The sequence below is a fragment of the Solirubrobacter phytolaccae genome (assembly GCF_027587195.1).
Lineage (GTDB): Bacteria > Actinomycetota > Thermoleophilia > Solirubrobacterales > Solirubrobacteraceae > Solirubrobacter > Solirubrobacter phytolaccae.
Genome location: NZ_JAPDDP010000043.1, coordinates 45,037 through 66,151 on the forward strand (window position 1 = coordinate 45,037; position 21,115 = coordinate 66,151).

Sequence of the window (21,115 nt, forward strand, 5' to 3'; positions counted from 1 at the left end):
ACAAAAGCGTCCTCTTATGGACCGTTTTGTTCCACACCCCCTTGGGACCCACGGCGCTGCGGCGGCTGGCCTCCGCCGAAGTTGCCGCCCGGGCCGCCGCGGTCGTTGTCCTGCGACGAGGACGAGCCGAAGGACGAGTGGTTGGACGCGTCGGCGACGAAGGCGCCGCCGGCGAGCGCGATGGCCGCGGCCACCGCGCCGATGAGGAGGGTGCGAGGGGTGCGCTGCATCTAGATCGTGACCTTGTAGAGGGTGCCGTTGCTGGTGTCGATGTCGGTGACGGCCGTGCCGTGGGCGGTGACCCACTCGGTGATCTCGGAGGAGCCGCCGCCGCCCGGGCCGCCGCGACCGCCGCCGCCTTCGCTGACGAGGACGTACTGGAGCTCGCCGCCGGAGACCATCGCCTGCAGCTGCTCGAGGGTCGGGGCGTTGTCGGAACCGGAGAAGCCGCCCATGGTCACGACCGCCTTGCCCGTGGCGAGGATGATCGGCGCGGCGGTCTGCGAGCCGGAGACCGCGACGAGGTACTTCGCGGAGCCCTGGTTCGCGACGAGGTAGTCGGTGAGCGCGGTCGAGGTCGACTGCTGGCCGCCGCCCATGCCACCGCCGCCGAAGCCCCCGCCGCCCGGGCCGCCGGACGTCGTGGTCGGGCTCGCCGTCACGTTGTTGCCGTTGAGCGCCTGCCCGGAGGTGACGACCGCGTACGAAGCGGGGCCGGCGCCGACGGCGATGATCGCCGCCACCGCGGTCACGGCGAGCGCACGGCGCGGAAGGAGCGCCGGGACACGCAGGGCAGCCACGCCGTAGAGCGCGATCGCGGTCGCGACCGGGATCGCCGTCCGCAGCCACGGCGCGAAGTCCGGGGAGCGGGCGAGCACGGCGACCGCGACCCACGCGGACAGCGTCAGGCCGACCGCCAGCGCGACCGCGCCCGGCCAGGAGCGCCGCGCCCACCCGGCCAGCATCGGCAGGCCGACACCGGCGAGCACCGCGACCGCGGGCGCCAGCGCGCTCACGTAGTACGGATGGAACGTCCCTTCCTGGCGGCTGAAGATCACGAAGTGCACGAGCGCCCAGACGCCGAAGAGCACGAAGAGCGCGCGGCGACCGTCGGTGCGCGGCTTGCCGCGTGACAGCCACAGGCCACCGCCGAGCGAGACGACCGCGAGCGGCAGCAGCCAGGCGATCTGCCCGCCGACCTGCGAGTTGAACATCCGCAGCCAGCCCGCCGCGCCGCCGAAGGACGCGCCTCCACCGCCGCCGCCCTGACCGAACAGGCGGCCGAAGCCGTTGTAGCCGAAGATCAGGTCCCACGCGGAGCCGTCGGTCGAGCCGCCGATGTACGGCGCCGATCCCGGCCACAGCGTCACGGCGAGCGGCCAGGCGGCGCTCACCACGACCATCGCCACACCGGCGAGCAACAGCTGCCGGATCCGCACGGCCAGCCGCGGCTGCCCCGCCAGCAGGTACACGGCACCGAGCGCCGGGACGACCATCCAGCCCTGGAGCATCTTGGTCATGAACGCGAGCCCGACGACGGCCCCGGCGCCCATCAGCGTGAGCGTTCGGCCCGACTGGACCGCCCGCACGACGAGGTAGGCCGACAGCACGAGCAACAGCACGAGCAGCGCGTCCGGGTTGTTCACCCGGCCGATCGCGATCGAGACGGGTGAGATCGCCAGCGCGCCCGCGGCCAGCAGCGCCGGGCCCGGCCCGGCGAGTCGCTTCACGGTCGCGTGCAGCACGCCGACCGAGGCCACGGCGCACAGCGCCTGCGGCAGCAGCATCGAGAACGACGAGAAGCCGAAGATCCGACCCGAAAGACCCATCAGCCAGATCGAGAGCGGCGGCTTGTCAACGGTGATGAACGAACCCGGGTCGATCGCCCCGAAGAACCACGCTTTCCACGACACCGTCGCCGACTTCACGGCCGCGGCGTAGTACGTGTTCGACATGCCGGAGCGCGTCAGCCCCCACCCGACCAGCACGGCGGCGAGCAGCAGCACCGCGTAGAACCCCGGTCGAGCCCAGGCGGGAGCGGACGGCGGCGGCTGCGACGAGCGAGCCGGACGAGGCGGCGCCGACGCGGCGGGCCGATCAATGACGGTTGACATGGCCTCACCATCGACCCGGAGGGTTCGAACCGCCTGGGCGCACCCTGGGCACTTGCTGAGAGCCGGCGGTAGGATCGCGCGCCGCATGACCGTCGCCGAGCTCATCGACCGCGCCCTCACGCTCGACAGCGACGACTACTGGGAGGTCGTCAGCGAGCTGCAGGCCCGCAACGACGCGGAGACTTACGCCGCCGCGGTCGAGCTCACGCGGGACGCCAACCCTGACCGTCGCAAGCTCGGGGTCGACATCCTGTCCCAGCTCGGCGCCACGCGCAGCGACGAAGACCGGCCGTACCGCGGGCCCAGCGTCGACCTGCTGCTCGAGCGGATCGCGACCGAGCCGCACCCGCACGTGATCGCGTCGATCCTCAACGCGTTCGGCCCGCTCCACGACCCGCGCACGATCGGGCCGACCGTCGCGTTCGCCTCCCACCCCGACGAGCACATCCGCCTCGCCGTCGTGCACGGGCTCTTCCAGCACGACGACGACCGCGTCGTCGACACGCTGCTCGCCCTGATGGAAGACCCCGACGACGACGTGCGCGACTGGGCGACGTTCGAGCTCGGCTCGATCAACACCCGCGACACCCCGCAGGTGCGCGAAGCCCTCGCGGCCCGTCTCACCGACCGCTACGTCGACGTCCGTCACGAAGCGATCGCCGGCCTCGCCCTTCGCGCCGACCCGCGCGGCCTCGCACCCCTGATCGAGGACTACGAGGACGGCTGGGAAGGCCCGCTGATCGATGAGGCCGGCGAGGCTTACGTCGAGGCCGGCCTCATCGCCGAGTGGCCGCCGCCGGAGTGACCGGCTAGGCCTGCAGGAAGCTGCTGCAGGCCGACGGGTCGCCGGACTCGAAGCCCGTGCTCCACGCCTGCTCGCGCTCCTCCGGCGTGCCGTGGTGACCGGGGTTGCCGGCGTCGAAGTCGCCGACGGCGAGCGCGGCGTCCAGCGCCTCCTGCACGTCGCCGTCCTCGAGGCGGTTCTCGTCGTAGGCGCTCTTGGCCCACGTGCCGGCGTAGCAGTCGGCCTGGAGCTCGAACGCGGACGTCGGCAGCTGCGAGCCGTACTTGTCGAACAGCCCGAGCTCGTCCTGGATCTGGTGCCCGTACTCGTGGGCGACGATGTACGCGACCGCGAAGTCACCCGCCGTCCCGCCGTAGCCCTGCGAGCTGCCCGGCAGCGCGTGGTTGAGCTCGCCGTCGTAGATCTTCGACGCGAACGCCTCGGAGATCGAGATCGTGTCGTCGGCCGAGCAGTACGCGGCGATGTCGTCGCCGGACGTGCCGCCGCTCGAGTCCGTGCACGCGCTCGCCGCCGACTGGCCCGCCGGGATCCACTGGTAGGTGACCCGCGGCTCGGGCAGGCCCTGCTCCGCGAACACCTTCGTCCAGTAGGCGTCGACGTCCTGCGTGACCCCCGTCAGGAAGTCGGTCATCGTCGTGGGCTGCGCCTCCTGCGCGGAGCCGAGCACCAGCCCGTGGGCGTCCGCGGAGCGCGCGGGTTGCTCGGCCTTCGCGGTGCCGAGGTGCACGGCTGCACCGCCCGCGACCAACACGCCCACGGCGAGCACGCCGATCAGCTTCTTCATTGAGGTTCTCCTAGCGTCATTCAAGAGGTGATGACAACCAGTGAGCCATCACCGTCTAAGACTTGTCGGAGAACCGGCTAAGGATCACCTCAGCGCGCCGCGCTCGACCGGCCGTCGCCCCGTTACCGACCGGTGGTCGATTGCAACCGACCCCCGGGCGCATCACCATGACTCTCGTCGGTCGTCGCAATCTCTCTCCTCCTGCGGCGGACGGCTGAGCTTGACGCGGCGGGTCGGACTTTCATGTCCGGCCCGTCGTGTCGATCCGACTAGCCTCGTCGGCATGGTGGATCTGCATCCGGCGATGACCGGACATCTCGAGGCGGTCACGCAGGACGCGGAGCGGTTGCGCGAGCTGTGGGCGCCCGACGGCGTGCTGGAGTTCCCGTACGCGTCCGGCGAGATGACCTCGCGCATCGAGGGCGTCGAGCGGCTCGTGGCGTACTTCGGTGGCGCGCGCCGCTGGGGCGGCTGGACGTTCGAAGGCGTGCGGACCGTCGAGGACCCCGCGCGGCGGCTGTACGTCGCCGAGCTCCACGCCACCGCCGAATGGGTCGAGACGGGAAAGCCGTACGTGCAGGACTACGTGATCTGGATGACGTTGGACGAGGACGGGCGCATTCAGAGCTGGCGGGAGTACTGGGACAAAGACCGGGTCTGACGGACCGGTTCCCAGGCGACGAGCAGCGCCAGGAGCGCCGTGACCATCGCGCTCAGGATGAGCGCGCTCACCTGCCCGCCGATCGGGACGAGCGCCAGCAATGCCGCGCTCACCGCCAGCCCCGGCCGGTTGTGCGCGCCCGTCATGCGCCACCGGAACAGGCTCTCGCCCGCCAGGTAGAGCGCGGGACCGCCGAGCACGGCCGCGAGGGCGACGCCGTGCAGTGCGTGGTCCGGATGGGCGATCAGCAGGTCCACGCCGACCGCGGTGGCGATGATGCCGCCGACGATCGGGAGGTGCCCGTAGGTGTACGCGTCCCGCGCGTAGCGGCCGGGGTCCTCGCAGCTGGCCATCGTCGCGCTCGCCCGCTCGGCGGTCGCGCCGAAGTACACCCACCACATCGCCGCGATCTGGGCGAACGCGAGCGCGAGGCACAGCAGCACGGTCGGCGAGAGACCCGCCGCCGAGGCGGTCGCGCCCGTGACGACGATCGACTCGCCCAGCGCGATGATGATGAAGAGCTGGCAACGCTCGGCGAAGTGCCCGCCCTCGATGTCGTAGTCGGAGGTGCCGGCGTGGCCGCGACCGGGCCGCCAGTAGCCGGCGATCGGCGCGGCGAGCTCGAGCAGGAGCGCCGGGATCCACAGCAGCAGCCGCTGCTCGCCGTCGACGGCGGCGCCCGCGAGCCAGAGCACGCCCGATGCGACGCTCCAGAGCACCAGCCGCTCGTAGATGTCGCGCACCGCGTGCCCGCGCGGGAGCAGCAGCGCCGCCGCGAGGTTGCGGCCGACCTGCAGCGCGACGTAGGCGCCCGCGAACTGCCAGCCGTGCTCGTCCAGCGCGCCCGGCAACGCGGCGGCCATCAGCAGGCTCGCGAGCATCGCCAGGGCCAGCACGCCGCGCACGCGGGGCGAGGACGGGTCGAACCAGTTGGCCATCCACGTCGTGTAGATCCACGCCCACCAGACGACGAGCAGCAGGAACGCGGCGCTCGCCACGCGCGCGAACGTCAGGTCGTCGACGACCATGTGCGAGAGCTGCGTGACGGCGAAGACGTAGACGAGGTCGAAGAACAGCTCGACGGTCGTGACGGGCTGCGCCCCGCCGACGCCACGCGGGCGCAGGTGAGGGATCGGCGGCGCTGCCGCCACCGGGCGGTCAGCGACCGCCGAGGAACCCGGCAAGGGCATCGGCGACCTCCTGCGGTCGGTCTTCGACGAGGAAATGGCTCGCGTCCAGCCCGTGGCCGCTGACCTCCCGCGCCCACGGCCGCCAGACCTCGAGCACGTCGCCGTACAGGCGCGGGAGGGCGCCGCGCGCGCTCCAGAGCGCGAGCAGCGGGCACTCGATCCGCCGCGTCCCGCGGTCGGCGTCGTCGTGGGCGCGGTCGATCCCGGCGCCGGCGCGGTAGTCCTCGCAGATCGCCTCCACGGTGCCCGGGTCGTCAAGGATGCGGCGGTACGCCGCCATCAGCTCGTCGGGATACCGGCCAGGCTCGCGCCCCAGCCCGAGCGCGCGGACGTGCAGGTCGAAGAACGCGTCCGGGTCGCCGGCGATCAGGCGCTCGGGGAGTGGCGCGGGCTGCGCGAGGAACGCCCAGTGCCAGTACGTGAGGGCCAGCTGCGCGTCGGCGCGGGCCCACACGTCGCCCGTCGGCACGACGTCGAAGACGCCGGCCGCACGCACGCGGTCGGGATGGTCGAGCGCCATGCGGTACGCGACGCGGCCGCCACGATCGTGCCCGGCGACCGCGAAGCGCTCGTGGCCGAGGGCGGCCATGGCCTGCACCTGGTCGAGCGCGAGCGCGCGCTTGGAGTGCGGGGCGTGGTCGGCGGCGGGCACGGGCCGCAGCGACGCGCCGTAGCCGGCGAGGTCGGTCGCCACGACCGTGAACCGCTCGGCGAGGCGCGCCGCCGCGGCGTGCCACATGCGGTGCGTCTGCGGATAGCCGTGCAGGAGCAGCAGCGGCGGCCCGCTCCCGCCCACCCGCGCGAAGATCACGCCACGGTCGGTGTGCAGCTCATGCTGGGCGAAGTCGTCGAAGGTCATCCATCAGCTGATGACCGGACAGCCGCGCGAGTCGTGACAGTCAGACGGCGCGGGCGAGCTCTTTGCGCGAGGCCACGTCGAGCTTGAGGAAGACCTTGCGCAGGTGGTACTCGACCGTGCGCGGGCTGATGAACAGCTGGGCGCCGATCTCCGGGTTCGTGAGCCCGTCACGGGCCATCCGGGCGATCTGCGCCTCCTGCGGGGTGAGCGCGTCCCGCGTCGCCGGCGCCCGGCCGCGCAGCGTCTCCCCCGTGGCGACGAGCTCCCGCCGCGCGCGCTCCGCGAACGCCTCGGCGCCGATCCGGCTGAACGTGTCGTGGGCGGCGCGCAGCTGCTCGCGCGCGTCGATCCGCCGGCTCTCGCGCCGCAGCCACTCGCCGTAGACGAGCTGCGCCCGCGCCAGGTGCTGCGCCACGTGGCCGCGACCGAGCCGCTCGATCGCCTCCGTGTACAGCGCGTCCGCCGCCGGGCCCGTGCTGACCAGCGCGCGCGAGCGGGCTTCGACGCCGAGCGCCCAGTCGGTCTGGTCGGCCTGCATGCGTTCGCTGAGCCGTGCGAGCGCCGTGGCGGCGACTTCCGGACGGTCGGTGCGGACGGCCGCTTCGACCAGCTCCACCAACACCAGGGTGAACAGCGCGAGCTCGCCGTGCGCGCAGGCCTGCTCGGCGGCCACGCGCGCCTCCTCGTAGCGGCCGAGGCCGTTCAGGAGCACCGCCTGCGCGTAGCCGACCATGCTCAGCGCCATGCCCTGGCCGCGCTCGGTCGCGTCCTCGCGGATGACCTCGATCAGCGCCGTCGCGCGCGCCTCATCCCCGCGCTGCGCGGCGAGCACCGCCTCCGGGTGGATCAGCGCCGCGGTGCCGGTCGCCTGCGTGATCGCCGAGGCCTCCTCCATCAGCGTCGACGCGGCCTCGAACTGCGCGTCGTGCATGTACACGCCGGCCATGTAGGTGGCGGCGATCGGCAGCACGCTGAGCGCGCCGGCCTCGCGCGCCAGGCGCACACCGCGCCGCGCCAGCACGTCCCAGGTGGCCTCGTCGAACAGGTCCGCGGCGACCCGGCACGCGAGCCAGAGCCAGCGGTTGCTGTCGGCGGCGTCCTCCTCCCGGAACGCGGCGAGCGCGACCCGCAGCGGCGCGACGCCCGCCGCGAACCCCTCGGTGACCCGCACCGCCAGGCCGTCCAGGAGCAGGTCGTGCGGGCGCGGCGGGCTCGCCGCCGGAGCGGTCCGTACGACCTCCCGCACACCGGCCGCGTCGTCGAGGTGGCCGGAGAAGATCGCCGCGCCGAGCGCTTCCAGGCACGTCTCGCGCGCGAGCGCGGCGTCCAGCGGAGCGAGCCGCCGCGCGGCGGCCAGCAGCAACGGCGTCGCGTCGCTGCCGCGCCGGAGCACGAACGCGATCTGCGCGCGCAACCGCTGCAGACGGGCGCGCTGGAGGTCGTCGAGCGGCGCCAGCGCGGCGTTCGCGAGCAGCGTGTCCGCCGCTTCCGGCGCGCCCGCCTCGAGCTTGGCCTGCGCGGCCGCGAGCGCGCGTTCCCCGCGCCGCACCGGATCGGGCGTGAGGTCCGCCGCGCGCTCCAGGAACGCCGCGGCCGCCGCGACACCGCCGCGGGCCTGCGCGCGATCCGCGGAGCGCTCCAGCTCGTCCGCGACCGCCGCGTCGGGCCCCGACGCGGCCTGCGCGAGATGCCACGCGCGCCGGTCGGGATCGGTCCGCGGATCGGTCGCGGCCGCCAGCGCGCGATGCACGTCCCGGCGCTCGTCCGGGGTCGCGGCCCAGTACGCCGCCGCCCGCACCAGCGGGTGCCGGAAGCGCGCGCGGACCCCCAGCTCGAGCAACCCGGCCGCCTCGGCCGGTCCTCCCGCGTCGCCCCCGAGCCCCAGCCGCTCGGCCACGCGCCACAGCAACGCGACGTCGCCGACGGGCTCGGCCGCCGCGATCAGCAACAGCCGCCGCGTGTCCTCGGGGAGCGCCTGCACTCGCGAGGAGAACGTCTGCTGCAGCCGGCTCGTCAGCGGCCGCGCGTTCGGGAGCCCGAAGCCGCCCGCGAGCTCCGCCGGCGTCATCCCGCGCGGCAGCTCCAGCAGCGCGAGCGGGTTGCCACGCGTCTCGGCGAGGATCCGGTCGCGCACCCGCTCGTCCAGCCGCCCCGGCACCGCGGACGCCAGCAGCCGCCGCGCGTCGGCGTCCCCAAGGCCTTCGACGGTGAGCTCCGGCAGCCCCGCGAGCTCGCTGACCTCCAGCGGCGCGCGGACCGCGAACACCATCGCGATCCGCTCCGCCAGCAGCCGCCGGGCGACGAACGCCAGCGTCTGCGCGGACGCGTGGTCGAGCCACTGGGCGTCGTCGATCAGGCACACCAGCGGCTCCGCCTCGGCCGTCTCCGCCAGCAGGCTGAGCACCGCCAGAGCGACCAGGAACCGATCGGGCGGCTCCCCGCTCCGCAGCCCGAACGCGACCCGCAGCGCGTCCCGCTGCGGTCCCGGCAGCCCGTCCACGCCGTCGAGCAGCGGCGCGCACAGCTGGTGCAACCCGGCGAACGCGAGCTCCATCTCGGACTCCACGCCGGCGGCCCGCGCGACCCGGAACCCGGAGGCCTGCTCGGCCACGTACTCGAGCAGCACGGACTTCCCGACGCCCGCCTCCCCGCGCAGCACCTGCACCCCGCTCTCGCCGGTACGCACGCGGCGGAGCTGCTGGTCCAGCACGGCGCACTCCGCGTCCCGGCCTCGGAGCGAAGTCGACATCCTCCGCCACCCTACCGGCGAGCGATGTCGAGAACCTGACGGCGGCTCCGTCCCAGAGACATGAGCATGCAACCGCACGAGATCGCCGAGGTCCTGAGCCGGCCGTACAGCCAGGAGCTGCTGGCCCGCGACGTCACCCGCCTGGCCTACGTCGCCACGGACGGCACGCCGCGCTGCGTCCCGATCGCCTTCGCCTGGAGCGGGACGGAGCTCGTCCTGTGCACGAGCAAGAACGCGCCGAAGCTGCCGGCGCTGCGGGCGCATCCCACCGTCGCGCTGACGATCGACACCGAGGTGCACCCGCCCAAGATCCTGCTCATCCGCGGCGAGGTCGAGTTGGACGAGGTCGACGCCAAGCTGATCGACTTCGAGACCACGCTGCCCACCGCCGTCGAGGAACTGGTGCGCGAGCGCGAAGCTCGCCAGAACGCGTAAGAGGAGAGAACCTGATGCCCAAGTACCTGCTGCTCAAGCACTACCGTGGCGCGCCGGCGCCGCCGCACAACGTGGCGATGGACGAGTGGACGCCGGAGGAGTTCTCGGCCCACGTGCAGTACATGCGCGACTTCGCCGCCCGGATCCAGGAGAGCGGCGAGTGGGTCGACCACCAGGCGCTCTCGCCGGAGGGCACCTGGGTGCGCTCCGACGGCGAAGGGCGCCCGCCGATCACGGACGGGCCGTTCGCGGAGACCAAGGACCTGATCGCCGGCTGGATGGTGATCGACGTCGACAGCTACGAGCGCGCGCTGGAGCTGGCGGGCGAGCTGTCGGCGGCGCCCGGCGCGGGCGGCAAGCCGATCCACGAGTGGCTGGAGCTGCGCCCGTTCATGCGCGAGCCGGACACCATCACCGAGTGACGCCCGTCGACGAGGCGCTCCTGCGCGAGCTCACGCCCGCGGTGATCGGCGTCGTGGTCCGCCGCGGCGCCGACTTCGCGGCGGCCGAGGACGCCGTGCAGGAGGCTTTGGTCGAGGCCGTGCGCGTGTGGCCGGACGACCCGCCGCAGGACGCCAAGGGCTGGCTCGTCACCGTGGCCTGGCGCAAGTTCCTGGACGCCGTCCGGGCGGACAGCGCGCGGCGGGCACGGGAGGAGCGCGTCGACGCCGAGCCCACCCCGGCCGCGGGTGAGCTCGTGGACGACACGCTCCAGGTCTACTTCCTGTGCGCGCATCCGTCGCTCACGCCGGCCTCCGCGGTCGCGCTGACCCTGCGCGCGGTCGGCGGGCTCACGACCCGGCAGATCGCGCAGGCCTACCTGGTGCCGGAGGCGACCATGGCCCAGCGCATCAGCCGGGCCAAGCGCACCGTGGCCGACGTGCGCTTCACGCAGGCCGGTGACCTGGGAACGGTGCTGCGCGTGCTCTACCTCGTGTTCAACGAGGGCTACTCGGGCGACGTGGACCTCGCCGCCGAGGCGATCCGGCTCACCCGCCAGCTGGCGGTCCGGACCAAGGACGAGGAGGTCGCGGGCCTGCTCGCGCTGATGCTCCTGCACCACGCCCGCCGCCCGGCGCGGACCGCCGCCGACGGCCAGCTGGTCACGCTCGCCGAGCAGGACCGCGGCCGCTGGGACACGCGCCTGATCGCCGAGGGCGTCGACATCCTCCAGGCCGCGCTCGCCCGCGACCGGCTCGGCGAGTTCCAGGCCCAGGCGGCGATCGCCGCGCTCCACGCCGACGCCCAGACCGCCGCGGAGACCGACTGGCCGCAGATCGTCGAGTGGTACGACGAGCTGGTCCGGCTGACCGACAGCCCGGTGGCGCGCCTAAACCGTGCCGTCGCGGTCGGTGAGGCGGAGAGCCCGCAGGCCGGCCTGAAGGCCCTCACCGCGCTCGACCCGGACCTGCCGCGCTACGCCGCGGTCGGCGCCTACCTGCACGAGCGCGCCGGCGATCTCGCGACCGCCGCGCGGCTGTACGCCGAAGCCGCCCGCGCCGCGCCCAGCGTCCCCGAGCGCGACCACCTCACCCGCCAGGTCGCCCGGCTCCGACGCTAAGCGCCGTTGCGGTCGATCTCGAACCAGACGCACAGGTCGGTGCCGCCGTCCATCCCCCAGCGGCTGCTGAGCTGATCGACGAGCAGCAGGCCGAACCCGCCCGGCTCGTCGACCGCCGACGGCGTGCGCGGCTCGAACGCCCCACCGCGGCTGGAGACCTCGGCGCGCAGCTGCTGGTCGGCCGCGGCGACGTGCACGAGCACCCGCTCGCCCGCGTCCGCGGCGCCGCCGTGCACGACCGCGTTGTTGACCAGCTCGGTGATGACGATCAGCAGGTCGTCGAGCTCCGGGTCGGAGGCGACGCCGGCCAGCGTGTCGGCGACGACGCCTCGGGCCGCCGCGCTGGCCTGCAGGCCGCCGGGCAGCTCGACCGCCGCCGAGCGCAGCTTCTCGTACGGCCACGCGCCGACCCGCAGCTGCCGGGCCAGCAGGTCCGTGCGGCGGCGCGGGAACGGCTCGGCCGCGGGACGCCGGCGCGCGCCGTCACGGCGCAGCACGAGCAGCGTCACGTCGTCCTCGACGTCGGGGTTCGAGAGCGTCCCGGCGAGCACCGCGTCGCACAGCGGGTCGATCGCGTCGGGGGCCGCGATGGTCGCCGCGCCGAGGCGCTCGAAGCCGACGTCGAGCGTCTCGCGGCGCACCTCGACCAGCCCGTCGGAGTAGAGCACGAGCGTCCCGCCGGGCTCCAGCCACGCGGAACCCTCGGTGAAGACCGGGTCGTCGAGGGCGCCGAGCGGCGCGCCGGAGGCCTCGCGCAGCCACGTCGCGCCGCCGTCGGCGTCGACGATCAGCGCGGGCGGATGGCCGGCCTTCGCGTAGTGGACCTCACCCGTGGCGGTGTCCACCGCGACCAGGGAGAGCGTCGTCATGCCGCGGTCGCGCAGGCCCAGCTGGAACGCGTTCAGCCGCGTGAGCAGCGAGGCCGGCGAGTGGCCGTCCAGCGCGTAGGCCCGCAGCGCGCTGCGCAGCTGCCCCATCGAGGATGCCGCGGCGATCCCGCGCCCGGCGACGTCGCCGACCACGAGCAGCAGCCGGCCGTCGGGCTGGACGAGCGCGTCGTACCAGTCGCCGCCGACCGAGCCGTCCCCGGCCGCGAAGTAGCGGGCCGCGCTCGCGTAGCCGGGCACCTCCGGCAGCTTCGCGGGCAGCAGGCTGCGCTGGAGCTCCTCGGCGATGCTCCGCTCGCGCTGGTAGAGCCGGGCGCGCTGGATGCCGATCGCGGCGCGGTCGGCCGCGAGCCGCAGCAGCCCGCGGTGATCCTCCGAGAATGAGCGCGCGAACAGCGTGCCGACGTGCAGCGCGCCGATCGTCTTGCCGTCCACGATCAGCGGGGCCTCGAGCGTCGACGCGACCGCGCCCGCGAGCAGCGACTTGAGCTGGATGCCCTCCTGCTCACCGGTCGGCTCGGCGGCGGGACGCGACCGCCGGCGCACGGGCGCGGCGGTCTCCCCCGTGCTCGCGGCCTGGTAGACGACCGCGGTGCCGTCGTCCTCCTCGAGCAGGACGGCGGCGGTGTCGGCCTCGAGCTCCTCGACGATCCGGCGCAGCAGCTCGCGCACGAGCTCGTCGAACGCGAGCGTGCCCAGGGCGGCATCGCTGATGCGCTGGATCGAGCGCTGGCGCTCCGCCATCCGCTCGGCCGCGACGCGCGCGGCCTGCTCGCGCGTGCGCTCGGCGCGTTCGGCCTCCGCGCGCAGGCGCTCACGCTGGTCCTGGACCTGCACGACGATCACGTCCGACATGCCGGCGCCCGGGCGGGCGCGCGAGCAGCTGATCAGGCACGGGATCGCCTCGCCGTCGGGACCGAGCAGACGCGCCTCGAGCTCGACCGTGGCGGCCCCAGCGGCGAGCAGCGCGATCGTCTCCTGCCCGGAGTCGACGTCGTCGGGGTGCAGGAAGTCGTCGAGCCGGCGGTCGCGCAGGTCGGCCGGCCGGTGGTCGAGCAGCGTCGCGAGCACGCGGTTGGCCTCGTCCACGCGGCCCTCCAGGTCCAGCCGCGCCATGCCGATCGGCGCGTCCTCGAACGCGGCCCGCAGGATCGCCTCGCTGCGCGCCGCCGCGCGTGACTTGGCGTCCAGCTCCAGGAAGACCGCGACCTTCGAGCGCAGGATCCCGGGGTCGTAGGGCTTGAAGACGTAGTCCACCGCGCCGGCCGAGTAGCCGCGGAAGACGTGGTGCTGCTCCTTGCTGATCGCGGTGACGAAGATGATCGGCAGCGTCCGCGTGCGTGCGCGGCTCTTGATCAGCTCGGCGGTCTCGAACCCGTCCATGCCCGGCATCTGGACGTCGAGCAGCATGACCGCGAAGTCCTGGTGCAGCAGCGCCTTCAGCGCCTCCTCGCCCGACATCGCCGAGACGAGCCGGCACGGCAGCGGCTCGAGCACCGCGCGCAGCGCGATCAGGTTCTCCTCGCGGTCGTCGACGAGCAGCACCGCCGGGACGTCAAGCGGCATGCGGCGCCTCCCCGTCGGCGAGTTGGACGAGCAGCGGGGCGATCTCCGACAGCTCGGCGACGGCCTGCGGCGCGGCCGAGGAGCGCGCCGCCGCGGGCATCGTCGCCACCAGCGCCGTCTCGGGGTTCTGGACGATCGCGAAGCCGCCGCGCCGGCGCACCGCGGCCAGGCCGACCGCGCCGTCGTCGTTGGCGCCGGTCAGCACGACGCCGATCACGCCGGCGCCAAGGGCGTCCGCGGCCGACTCGAGCGTGACGTCGATCGACGGCCGGCTGAAGCGCACGTGTGCCTCGGTCGACAGCTCCAGGTGGTCGGGCTCGACGAGCACGTGGTAGCCCGCCGGCGCGACGAGCACGCCCGCGCCCGCGAGCGTGTCCTTGTCCTCGACCTCGCGGACCGGCAGCGGCCCGCGGCGGTCGAGCAGCCCGGCCAGCAGGTCCCCGGTGTCCTCCGCGCGGTGCTGGACGATGAGCACGGGCACGGCGAAGTCGCCGGGCAGGCCCGCAAGGATCTCCCCGACGGCCTGCAGGCCGCCCCAGGAGGCACCGATGACGATCAGCCGACGATCCGTCATGACCGCCGATAGATCCTCTCAGCTTCCACGACGGGCTCGTAGCGCTCCTCGATCGCGGTGCCGCGTAGCGTCTCCTTGCGGCCCAGCGCGAGCACCCCGCGGCGCGGCAGGCTCTCGTCGAAGAGCCCGAGCACGCGGTCCTGCAGATCGCGCCCGAAGTAGATCAGCACGTTGCGGCAGATCACGAGGTTGAACTCGTTGAACGAGCCGTCGGTGGCGAGATTGTGCTGGGCGAACACGACCGTGCGCAGCAGGTCGGGGTCGAACACGGCCTGGTCGCCGGTGACGGCGTAGTAGCCGCTGAAGGAGTCCGTCCCGCCCGCCGCGAGGTAGTTGCGCGTGTAGTCGCGCACCTTCTCGAGCGCGAACCCGCCGGTGCGCGCGCGGGCGAGCACGTCGGCGTCCATGTCGGTCGCGTAGATCCGCGAGCGGTCGAGCATGCCCTCCTCGTGCAGCGCGATCGCGATCGACATCACCTCCTCCCCGGTCGAGCAGCCCGCGACCCAGACGCGCACGAACGGGTGCGTGCGCAGCTCCGGGAACACGTCGCGGCGCAGCGCCTGGTGAAAGGTCGGGTCGCGGAACATCGCGGTGACGTTGATCGACAGGTCCGCGAGGAGCCGCTCCAGGCAGTGCGGGTCGTGCAACACCCGCTCCTGGAGCCCCGACAGCGACCGCAGGCCCTCCAGGTCCGCGCGCCGCCACAACCGCCGCCGCAACGACGCGCGGGCGTAGCCGCGGAAGTCGTAGCCGTAGCGGCGGTAGACGGCCTCGAGCAGCAGCTCGAGCTCGAGCTCCTCGAGCTCCCGGTCGTGATGATCAGCCTCGGTCACCGTAGAGCCAGACGCGCATGAGCGAGACGAGCTGGTCGACGTCCACGGGCTTGGTGATGTAGTCCGAGGCGCCGGCCGCGATGCTCTTCTCGCGGTCGCCCTTCATCGCCTTCGCGGTGAGCGCGATGATCGGCAGCTGCTCGAACGCGGGGATCTTGCGGATCGCCTCCATCGTCTGGTAGCCGTCGAGCTCGGGCATCATGATGTCCATCAGGATCAGGTCGACGTCCGCGTCGGCGTTCAGCTTCTCCAGCGCCTCCCGCCCGTTCTCGGCGTAGGAGACCACCATGCCGTGCATCTCCAGCGCGTTCGTGAGCGCGAACACGTTGCGCACGTCGTCGTCGACCACGAGCACCTTGCGGCCCGTGAGCGCCGCGTCGGTGTCGCGCATCTGCTCGAGCATCCGGCGGCTGCCCGGCGTCAGCGACTCCGGCGGCCGGTGCAGCGCCAGCGTCGTCTCGTCCAGCAGGCGCTCCGCGGAGCCCGCGTCCTTGACGATGATCGACTCGGCGTAGCGCTTCAGGCGCGTCTCCTCGCGCCGGGTCAGCGCCTTGCCGGTGTGGATGATCACCGGCACGTTGCGGTGGCGCTCGTCGACCTTGACGCGCTCGAGCAGCGCGAAGCCCGACGCCTTCGGGAGCTTGAGGTCGAGCACGATGCAATCGAAGCGCGTCGCGTCCAGGCGCTCCAGCGCTTCCTCGCTCGACGCCACGGCTTCCACGTGCACGTCCTCCCCGCCGATCAGCGCGACGATGCTCTTGCGCTCGGTGTCGTCGTCGTCGACGACGAGCACGGTGCGGACACGTTGGCCGCCGAGCTGCGAGGTCTCCCGCAGCGCGTCGGCGAGCGCCTCCGCGCCCGTGCCGTAGGGCACGAACCCGGCGGCGCCGTGGGCGAGCAGGTCGTGGCGACGGTCCTCGTCGGCGATCGCGAGCACGGGCAGATGGCGCGTGCGCGGGTCGCGCTTGAGGCGGCCGAGGATCTCCGGCTCCTCGTCGTTGGAGAGGCCGAGCACGATGACGTCCGGCCGGTGCTCCTGCGCGAGCGCGAGCGTCGTCGCCGGGCGCATCGCCACGAGGCCCTTGAACCCGGAGGCGCGGGCGCTGTCCAGCAGGGCGGTCGCGCGGTCGACGTGGGTGTCGGCGATCAGCGCGACGAGGTCGTCGGTGGAGACCTCCTCGCGGTCGTCGACGGGCGCGTCCATGTCGACGACCGGCGCCGGCGAAGGCGTGACGATCGGCAGCTCGACCTCCGCGGGCAGCACGAGCGGCTCCTCCTCGGGCAGCGGCTCGAGCGCCGGCGGCAGGTCCGGCGGGAGCAGCAGCGTGAACGTCGAGCCCTCGCCCGCCGCGCTGGTGACGCGGATCTCGCCGCCGAGCAGGCGCGCGATCTCGCGGCTGATCGAGAGCCCGAGGCCCGTCCCGCCGTACCGTCGGCTGGTCGTGCCGTCCGCCTGCTGGAAGGCCTCGAAGATCAGCCGCAGCTTGTCCTGCGGGATCCCGATGCCGGTGTCGGTGACCGTGAACGCGAGCGCGTAGTCCTTGCCGCGGTGGTCGACCTCGGTCGTCGGCTTGACCGTCAGGCGCACGCTGCCGGTGTCCGTGAACTTGACGGCGTTGGAGAGCAGGTTGCGCAGGATCTGCGCCACGCGCTGGTCGTCGGAGACGATCTCGGGCAGCGCGTCCTCGGTCTCGACGACGAGCTCGAGCCCCCGCTCCTCCGCGACCGGCTGGAAGGAGCGCTCGAGGCCTTCGAGCACCTCTGCCGTGTCCAGCGGCGCGGGGTTGATCTCCATCTTGCCCGCCTCGACCTTCGACAGGTCGAGGATGTCGGAGATCAGCGTCAGCAGGTCGGTGCCGGCCTGGTTGATGGTCTGCGCGAACTCGACCTGCTGGTCGGACAGGTTGTGCGCCGGGTTGTCCGCGAGCAGCTTGGACAGGATCAGCAGCGAGTTCAGCGGCGTCCGCAGCTCGTGGCTCATGTTGGCCAGGAACTCGCTCTTGTAGCGGCTCGAGAGCGAGAGCTGCTCTGCGCGTTCCTCCAGCGACAGGCGCGCCCGCTCGATCTCGGCGTTCTTGACCTCGATGTCACGGTTCTGCTGGGCGAGCAGCCCGGCCTTCTCCTGCAGCTCCTCGTTGGTCTGGCGCAGCTCCTCCTGCTGGGTCTGGAGCAGCTCCTCCGAGGCGCGCAGCGACTTCGCCTGCTCCTCGAGCTCGGTGTTGGAGCGCTTGAGCTCGTCCTGCTGGGACTGCAGCTCCTCCGACTGGGACTGCAGCTCCTGGGCGAGGCGGCGCTGATCCTCGAGCAGGTCCTCGGTGCGGTTGTTGGCGATGATCGTCGACAGCACGACGCCGATCGTCTCGCTGAGCTGGTCGAGGAAGGAGAGGTTGACCTCCGCGAACGGGTTCACGGACGCCAGCTCGATGACGGCCAGCACCTGCTCCTCGAACAGGATCGGGAGCACCATCAGGTTCACCGGCAGCGCCTCGCCGAGCCCGGACGTGATCTTCACGTAGTCGGACGGGGCGTTGGTGACGAGGATGCTCTTCATCTCCAGCGCCGCCTGGCCCGGCAGGCCCTCGCCGAAGCGGAACTCGTTGGAGAGGTTCTTGCGCCGGTTGTAGCCGTAGGAGGCGACCAGCTTGAGCGCCTCGTCCTGCACCATGAAGAACGCGCCGTGCTGGGCGCTGACCAGCGGCGAGATCTCCGACATCAGCATGCGGCTGACGGTCTGCAGGTCGCGCTGGCCCTGCATCGCGCCCGAGATGCGGGCGAGGTTGGTCTTCAGCCAGTCCTGCTCGGCGTTCTGCTGCGTGGTGTCGCGCAGGTTCGCGATCATCTGGTTCACGCGGTCCTTGAGCTCGGCCACCTCGCCGGAGGCCTCGACCGTGATCTGCCGAGTGAGGTCGCCCTGGGTCACCGAGGACGCGACGTCCGCCATCGCGCGCACCTGCGTGGTGAGGTTGGACGCGAGCTGGTTCACGCTCTCGGTCAGCCCGCGCCACGTGCCCGAGACGCCTTCGACCTTGGCCTGGCCGCCGAGCTTGCCCTCCGTGCCCACCTCGGAGGCCACGCGGGTGACCTCGTCGGCGAAGGAGGAGAGCTGGTCGACCATGGTGTTGATCGTCCGCTTGAGCTCGAGGATCTCGCCCTTGGCGTCGACCGTGATCTTCTGCGACAGGTCGCCCTGGGCGACCGCGGTGGTGACCTGGGCGATGTTGCGCACCTGGCTCGTGAGGTTGTCCGCGAGCTGGTTCACGTTCTCGGTCAGCCCACGCCACGTGCCGGAGACGCCCTGCACCTCGGCCTGGCCGCCGAGTTGGCCCTCCGTGCCCACCTCGCGGGCCACGCGGGTGACCTCGTCGGCGAAGCTGGAGAGCTGGTCGACCATCGTGTTGATGGTGTCCTTGAGCTCGAGGATCTCGCCCTGGGCGTCGACCGTGATCTTGCGCGTCAGGTCGCCGCGCGCGACCGCGGTGGTCACGCCGGCGATGCTGCGCACCTGATCGGTCAGGTTCGTCGCCATCAGGTTCACGTTCTCGGTGAGCCCGCGCCACGTGCCCGACACGCCCTCGACCTCGGCCTGGCCGCCGAGCTTGCCCTCCGTGCCCACCTCGCGGGCCACGCGGGTCACCTCGGAGGCGAACGAGCCGAGCTGGTCGACCATCGTGTTGATGGTCTCCTTGAGCTCGAGCACCTCGCCACGCGCGTCCACGGAGATCTTCTGCGTCAGGTCGCCGTTGGCCACCGCGGTCGTGACCTGGGCGATGTTGCGCACCTGGTCGGTGAGGTTGGCGGCCATCAGGTTCACGTTGTCGGTCAGGCCGCGCCACGTGCCGGACACGCCCTCGACCCGGGCCTGGCCGCCGAGCTGGCCCTCGGTGCCGACCTCGCGCGCCACGCGCGTGACCTCGTCCGCGAAGGAGCTCAGCTGGTCGACCATCGTGTTGATCGTGTTCTTGAGCTCGAGGATCTCGCCCTGCGCGTCGACGGTGATCTTCTGGCTCAGGTCGCCGAGCGCGACCGCCGTCGTTACCTGCGCGATGTTGCGCACCTGATCGGTGAGGTTGCCGGCGAGGAAGTTCACCGACTCGGTGAGCCCGCGCCAGGTGCCGCTGACGCCCTGCACCTCGGCCTGGCCGCCGAGGATGCCCTCGGTGCCGACCTCGCGCGCCACGCGCGTGACCTCGTCGGCGAACGAGCCGAGCTGGTCGACCATCGTGTTGATCGTCCGCTTGAGCTCGAGGATCTCGCCCTGCGCGTCGACCGTGATCTGACGGCTGAGGTCGCCGTTGGCGACCGCGGTCGTGACCTCGGCGATGTTGCGCACCTGGTTGGTCAGGTTCGTCGCCATCGAGTTCACGTTCTCGGTGAGGTCCTTCCACGTGCCGGCCACGCCCGGCACGTCGGCCTGGCCGCCGAGGACGCCGAGCGTCCCCACCTCGCGCGCCACGCCCGTGACCTGCTCGGCGAACCGGCGCAGCGTGTCCGTCATCGAGTTGATCGTCTCGGCGAGCGCGGCCACCTCGCCCTTGGCCTCGACCGTGACCTTCTGCGTCAAGTCACCGTCGGCGACCGCGGTCGTGACCTGCGCGATCTGGCGCACCTGGTCGGTCAGGTTCGCGGCCATCACGTTCACCGAGTCGGTCAGGTCGCGCCACGTGCCCGCGGCGCTCGGCACCTCGGCCTGGCCGCCCAGCATGCCCTCGGTGCCCACCTCGCGCGCGACGCCCGTGACCTGCTCGGCGAACGTGCGCAGCGTGTCGGTCATGTCGTTGATGGTCTCGGCGAGCGCCGCGACCTCGCCCTTGGCCTCGACTGTGACCTTCTGCGTCAGGTCGCCGTTCGCGACCGCGGTTGTGACCTGCGCGATCTGGCGCACCTGGTCCGTGAGGTTGGAGGCCATCACGTTCACCGACTCCGTGAGGTCGCCCCACGTGCCGGACACGTCCGCGACCTGCGCCTGGCCGCCCAGCTCACCGTCGGTGCCCACCTCACGCGCCACGCGCGTGACCTCCGCCGCGAACGACGAGAGCCGCGCGACCATCGCGTTGATCGTCCGCTTGAGCTCGAGCACCTCGCCGCGAGCATCCACCGTGACCTGCTGCGTGAGGTCGCCGTTGGCCACCGCCGTCGTGACCTGCGCGATCTGCCGCACCTGCTCGGTGAGGTTCGCGGCCATCACGTTCACGGAGTCCGTCAGGTCCCGCCACGTGCCGGAGACGCCCTTGACCTCGGCCTGGCCGCCGAGCTTGCCGTCCGTGCCCACCTCGCGCGCCACGCGCGTGACCTCGTCCGCGAACGAGCCGAGCTGGTCGACCATCGCGTTCACGGTCTGGCCGATCCGGCTGAACTCGCCCTTGACCGGCTGGCCCTCGATCGTCAGCGCCATCTTCTGGCTCAGGTCGCCCTGGGCCACAGCGGCGATCACGCGCCCGACCTCGGTCGTCGGCCGCACCAGGTCGTCCACGAGCGAGTTGACGGCCTCGACGCTGTCCGCCCAGCCGCCGTACGCGCCCGGCAGGTTCGCCCGCTCGGTCATCCGGCCGTCACGACCGACCACCCGCGCCAGCCGCTGCAGCTCCTTGGCCATCCGGGCGTTCATCTCGACGAGCTCGTTCACGCGGCCCTGCACGTCGCCGATGACGTCGCGGCGCCGCGCCGGCAGGCGCACCCCGAAGTCCCCGTCGCGAGCGGCAGTCAACGTGGCGAGGATCGACTCCAACGCCTTCTCGTCGGTCGCGGAGAACCGCGAGCCGTTGTCGGTCACCGCCGCGGCCGCAGCCGCTTTCCGCGCTGCCGGCCGCGCGGGCTTGGGTTTCGCTTCACCAGCCACGTAGGTTCCTTCCTCCGTCGAGCGCCAGGGGGGAACGCGCACCCTATCTACGAATTGGCGCGTTCGGGCCCGTGCCCGCGCGCTTGCAGCGCGACGTGCAAGGACGCAGGTGGAGCTCAGCTCGGGTGGCGCGCCTCGGGCTGGGTGCGCGTCGTCAACGGCCCACCGAGGGGGAAGGGAGCTGGGGCGCCGCCCGCGCGCCCGGGCTCAGCGCCTCCCGGGCTCCGCGCGGCAAGGTCGAATCGCCGAGCCGGGATACCG

General features: G+C 72.7%; 15 protein-coding genes. 5 read left to right on the plus strand and 10 right to left on the minus strand.

Annotated features, from left to right (window positions below; genetic code table 11):
• Positions 1–14: 14 nt before the first annotated feature.
• Both OJ997_RS21585 and OJ997_RS21590 read right to left on the minus strand, forming a co-directional pair.
• Entirely contained in the window at positions 15–230 is a 216-nt protein-coding gene (locus OJ997_RS21585) for a hypothetical protein (RefSeq protein ID WP_270027310.1), read from the minus strand.
• A complete protein-coding gene (locus OJ997_RS21590) occupies positions 231–2,114 on the minus strand; it encodes an ArnT family glycosyltransferase (RefSeq protein ID WP_270027311.1) in 1,884 nt (627 codons plus the stop codon).
• Positions 2,115–2,199: 85 nt separating this feature from the next.
• Between OJ997_RS21590 and OJ997_RS21595 the strand changes: the two genes are divergently transcribed.
• Entirely contained in the window at positions 2,200–2,919 is a 720-nt protein-coding gene (locus OJ997_RS21595; protein WP_270027312.1) for a HEAT repeat domain-containing protein, read from the plus strand.
• Between the two features lie 4 nt (positions 2,920–2,923).
• Here OJ997_RS21595 and OJ997_RS21600 read toward each other — a convergent pair whose 3' ends face one another.
• Complete coding sequence (locus tag OJ997_RS21600) at positions 2,924–3,703, minus strand: neutral zinc metallopeptidase (RefSeq protein WP_270027313.1); 780 nt, start codon at positions 3,701–3,703, stop codon at positions 2,924–2,926.
• Between the two features lie 283 nt (positions 3,704–3,986).
• Here OJ997_RS21600 and OJ997_RS21605 point away from each other — a divergent pair, with 283 nt between their 5' ends.
• Positions 3,987–4,364 (plus strand): nuclear transport factor 2 family protein, encoded by a 378-nt coding sequence (locus OJ997_RS21605; RefSeq protein ID WP_270027314.1) that lies wholly within the window; start codon positions 3,987–3,989, stop codon positions 4,362–4,364.
• On the opposite strand, the gene OJ997_RS21610 is transcribed toward OJ997_RS21605, so the two are convergent.
• Genes OJ997_RS21610 through OJ997_RS21620 form a run of 3 tightly spaced genes read right to left on the minus strand, consistent with a single transcriptional unit; the run spans position 4,325 to position 9,162 of the window.
• Positions 4,325–5,554, minus strand: coding sequence for a low temperature requirement protein A (locus OJ997_RS21610; RefSeq protein WP_270027315.1), 1,230 nt, complete (start codon positions 5,552–5,554; stop codon positions 4,325–4,327). The two genes, OJ997_RS21605 and OJ997_RS21610, sit on opposite strands and share 40 nt — an antisense overlap.
• Positions 5,523–6,413, minus strand: coding sequence for an alpha/beta fold hydrolase (locus tag OJ997_RS21615; protein ID WP_270027316.1), 891 nt, complete (start codon positions 6,411–6,413; stop codon positions 5,523–5,525). Before OJ997_RS21615 ends, OJ997_RS21610 begins: the two co-directional genes overlap by 32 nt.
• A 40-nt stretch (positions 6,414–6,453) precedes the next feature.
• Positions 6,454–9,162 (minus strand): helix-turn-helix transcriptional regulator, encoded by a 2,709-nt coding sequence (locus tag OJ997_RS21620; RefSeq protein ID WP_270027317.1) that lies wholly within the window; start codon positions 9,160–9,162, stop codon positions 6,454–6,456.
• A 66-nt stretch (positions 9,163–9,228) separates the two neighbouring features.
• Here OJ997_RS21620 and OJ997_RS21625 point away from each other — a divergent pair, with 66 nt between their 5' ends.
• The 3 genes from OJ997_RS21625 to OJ997_RS21635 are packed head-to-tail and all read left to right on the plus strand — an operon-like array spanning position 9,229 to position 11,158.
• Entirely contained in the window at positions 9,229–9,597 is a 369-nt protein-coding gene (locus OJ997_RS21625; RefSeq protein WP_372517921.1) for a pyridoxamine 5'-phosphate oxidase family protein, read from the plus strand.
• 14 nt (positions 9,598–9,611) lie between these two features.
• Complete coding sequence (locus OJ997_RS21630; protein ID WP_270027319.1) at positions 9,612–10,019, plus strand: YciI family protein; 408 nt, start codon at positions 9,612–9,614, stop codon at positions 10,017–10,019.
• The gene (locus OJ997_RS21635; protein ID WP_270027320.1) at positions 10,016–11,158 is read left to right on the plus strand and encodes an RNA polymerase sigma factor; all 1,143 of its coding nucleotides are present in this window, start codon (positions 10,016–10,018) and stop codon (positions 11,156–11,158) included. The genes OJ997_RS21630 and OJ997_RS21635 overlap by 4 nt, the downstream gene beginning before the upstream one ends.
• On the opposite strand, the gene OJ997_RS21640 is transcribed toward OJ997_RS21635, so the two are convergent.
• Genes OJ997_RS21640 through OJ997_RS21655 form a run of 4 tightly spaced genes read right to left on the minus strand, consistent with a single transcriptional unit; the run spans position 11,155 to position 20,854 of the window.
• Entirely contained in the window at positions 11,155–13,611 is a 2,457-nt protein-coding gene (locus OJ997_RS21640) for a SpoIIE family protein phosphatase (protein ID WP_270027321.1), read from the minus strand. The genes OJ997_RS21635 and OJ997_RS21640 overlap by 4 nt on opposite strands.
• Entirely contained in the window at positions 13,601–14,185 is a 585-nt protein-coding gene (locus OJ997_RS21645; protein ID WP_270027322.1) for a chemotaxis protein CheB, read from the minus strand. The genes OJ997_RS21640 and OJ997_RS21645 overlap by 11 nt, the downstream gene beginning before the upstream one ends.
• Positions 14,182–15,018, minus strand: coding sequence for a CheR family methyltransferase (locus OJ997_RS21650; RefSeq protein ID WP_270027323.1), 837 nt, complete (start codon positions 15,016–15,018; stop codon positions 14,182–14,184). The genes OJ997_RS21645 and OJ997_RS21650 overlap by 4 nt, the downstream gene beginning before the upstream one ends.
• Positions 15,005–20,854, minus strand: a complete 5,850-nt coding sequence (locus OJ997_RS21655) for a HAMP domain-containing protein (protein ID WP_270027324.1) — start codon at positions 20,852–20,854, stop codon at positions 15,005–15,007. The genes OJ997_RS21650 and OJ997_RS21655 overlap by 14 nt, the downstream gene beginning before the upstream one ends.
• Positions 20,855–21,115 lie beyond the last annotated feature (261 nt).

Coding starts and splice junctions, on each gene's coding strand:
- OJ997_RS21595 (WP_270027312.1), top strand. CDS start 2,200: ATGACCGTCGCCGAGCTCATCGACCGCGCCCTCACGCTCGACAGCGAC.
- OJ997_RS21645 (WP_270027322.1), bottom strand. CDS start 14,185: ATGACGGATCGTCGGCTGATCGTCATCGGTGCCTCCTGGGGCGGCCTG.
- OJ997_RS21630 (WP_270027319.1), top strand. CDS start 9,612: ATGCCCAAGTACCTGCTGCTCAAGCACTACCGTGGCGCGCCGGCGCCG.
- OJ997_RS21610 (WP_270027315.1), bottom strand. CDS start 5,554: ATGCCCTTGCCGGGTTCCTCGGCGGTCGCTGACCGCCCGGTGGCGGCA.
- OJ997_RS21640 (WP_270027321.1), bottom strand. CDS start 13,611: ATGCCGCTTGACGTCCCGGCGGTGCTGCTCGTCGACGACCGCGAGGAG.
- OJ997_RS21590 (WP_270027311.1), bottom strand. CDS start 2,114: ATGTCAACCGTCATTGATCGGCCCGCCGCGTCGGCGCCGCCTCGTCCG.
- OJ997_RS21625 (WP_372517921.1), top strand. CDS start 9,229: ATGCAACCGCACGAGATCGCCGAGGTCCTGAGCCGGCCGTACAGCCAG.
- OJ997_RS21585 (WP_270027310.1), bottom strand. CDS start 230: ATGCAGCGCACCCCTCGCACCCTCCTCATCGGCGCGGTGGCCGCGGCC.
- OJ997_RS21605 (WP_270027314.1), top strand. CDS start 3,987: ATGGTGGATCTGCATCCGGCGATGACCGGACATCTCGAGGCGGTCACG.
- OJ997_RS21620 (WP_270027317.1), bottom strand. CDS start 9,162: ATGTCGACTTCGCTCCGAGGCCGGGACGCGGAGTGCGCCGTGCTGGAC.
- OJ997_RS21615 (WP_270027316.1), bottom strand. CDS start 6,413: ATGACCTTCGACGACTTCGCCCAGCATGAGCTGCACACCGACCGTGGC.
- OJ997_RS21600 (WP_270027313.1), bottom strand. CDS start 3,703: ATGAAGAAGCTGATCGGCGTGCTCGCCGTGGGCGTGTTGGTCGCGGGC.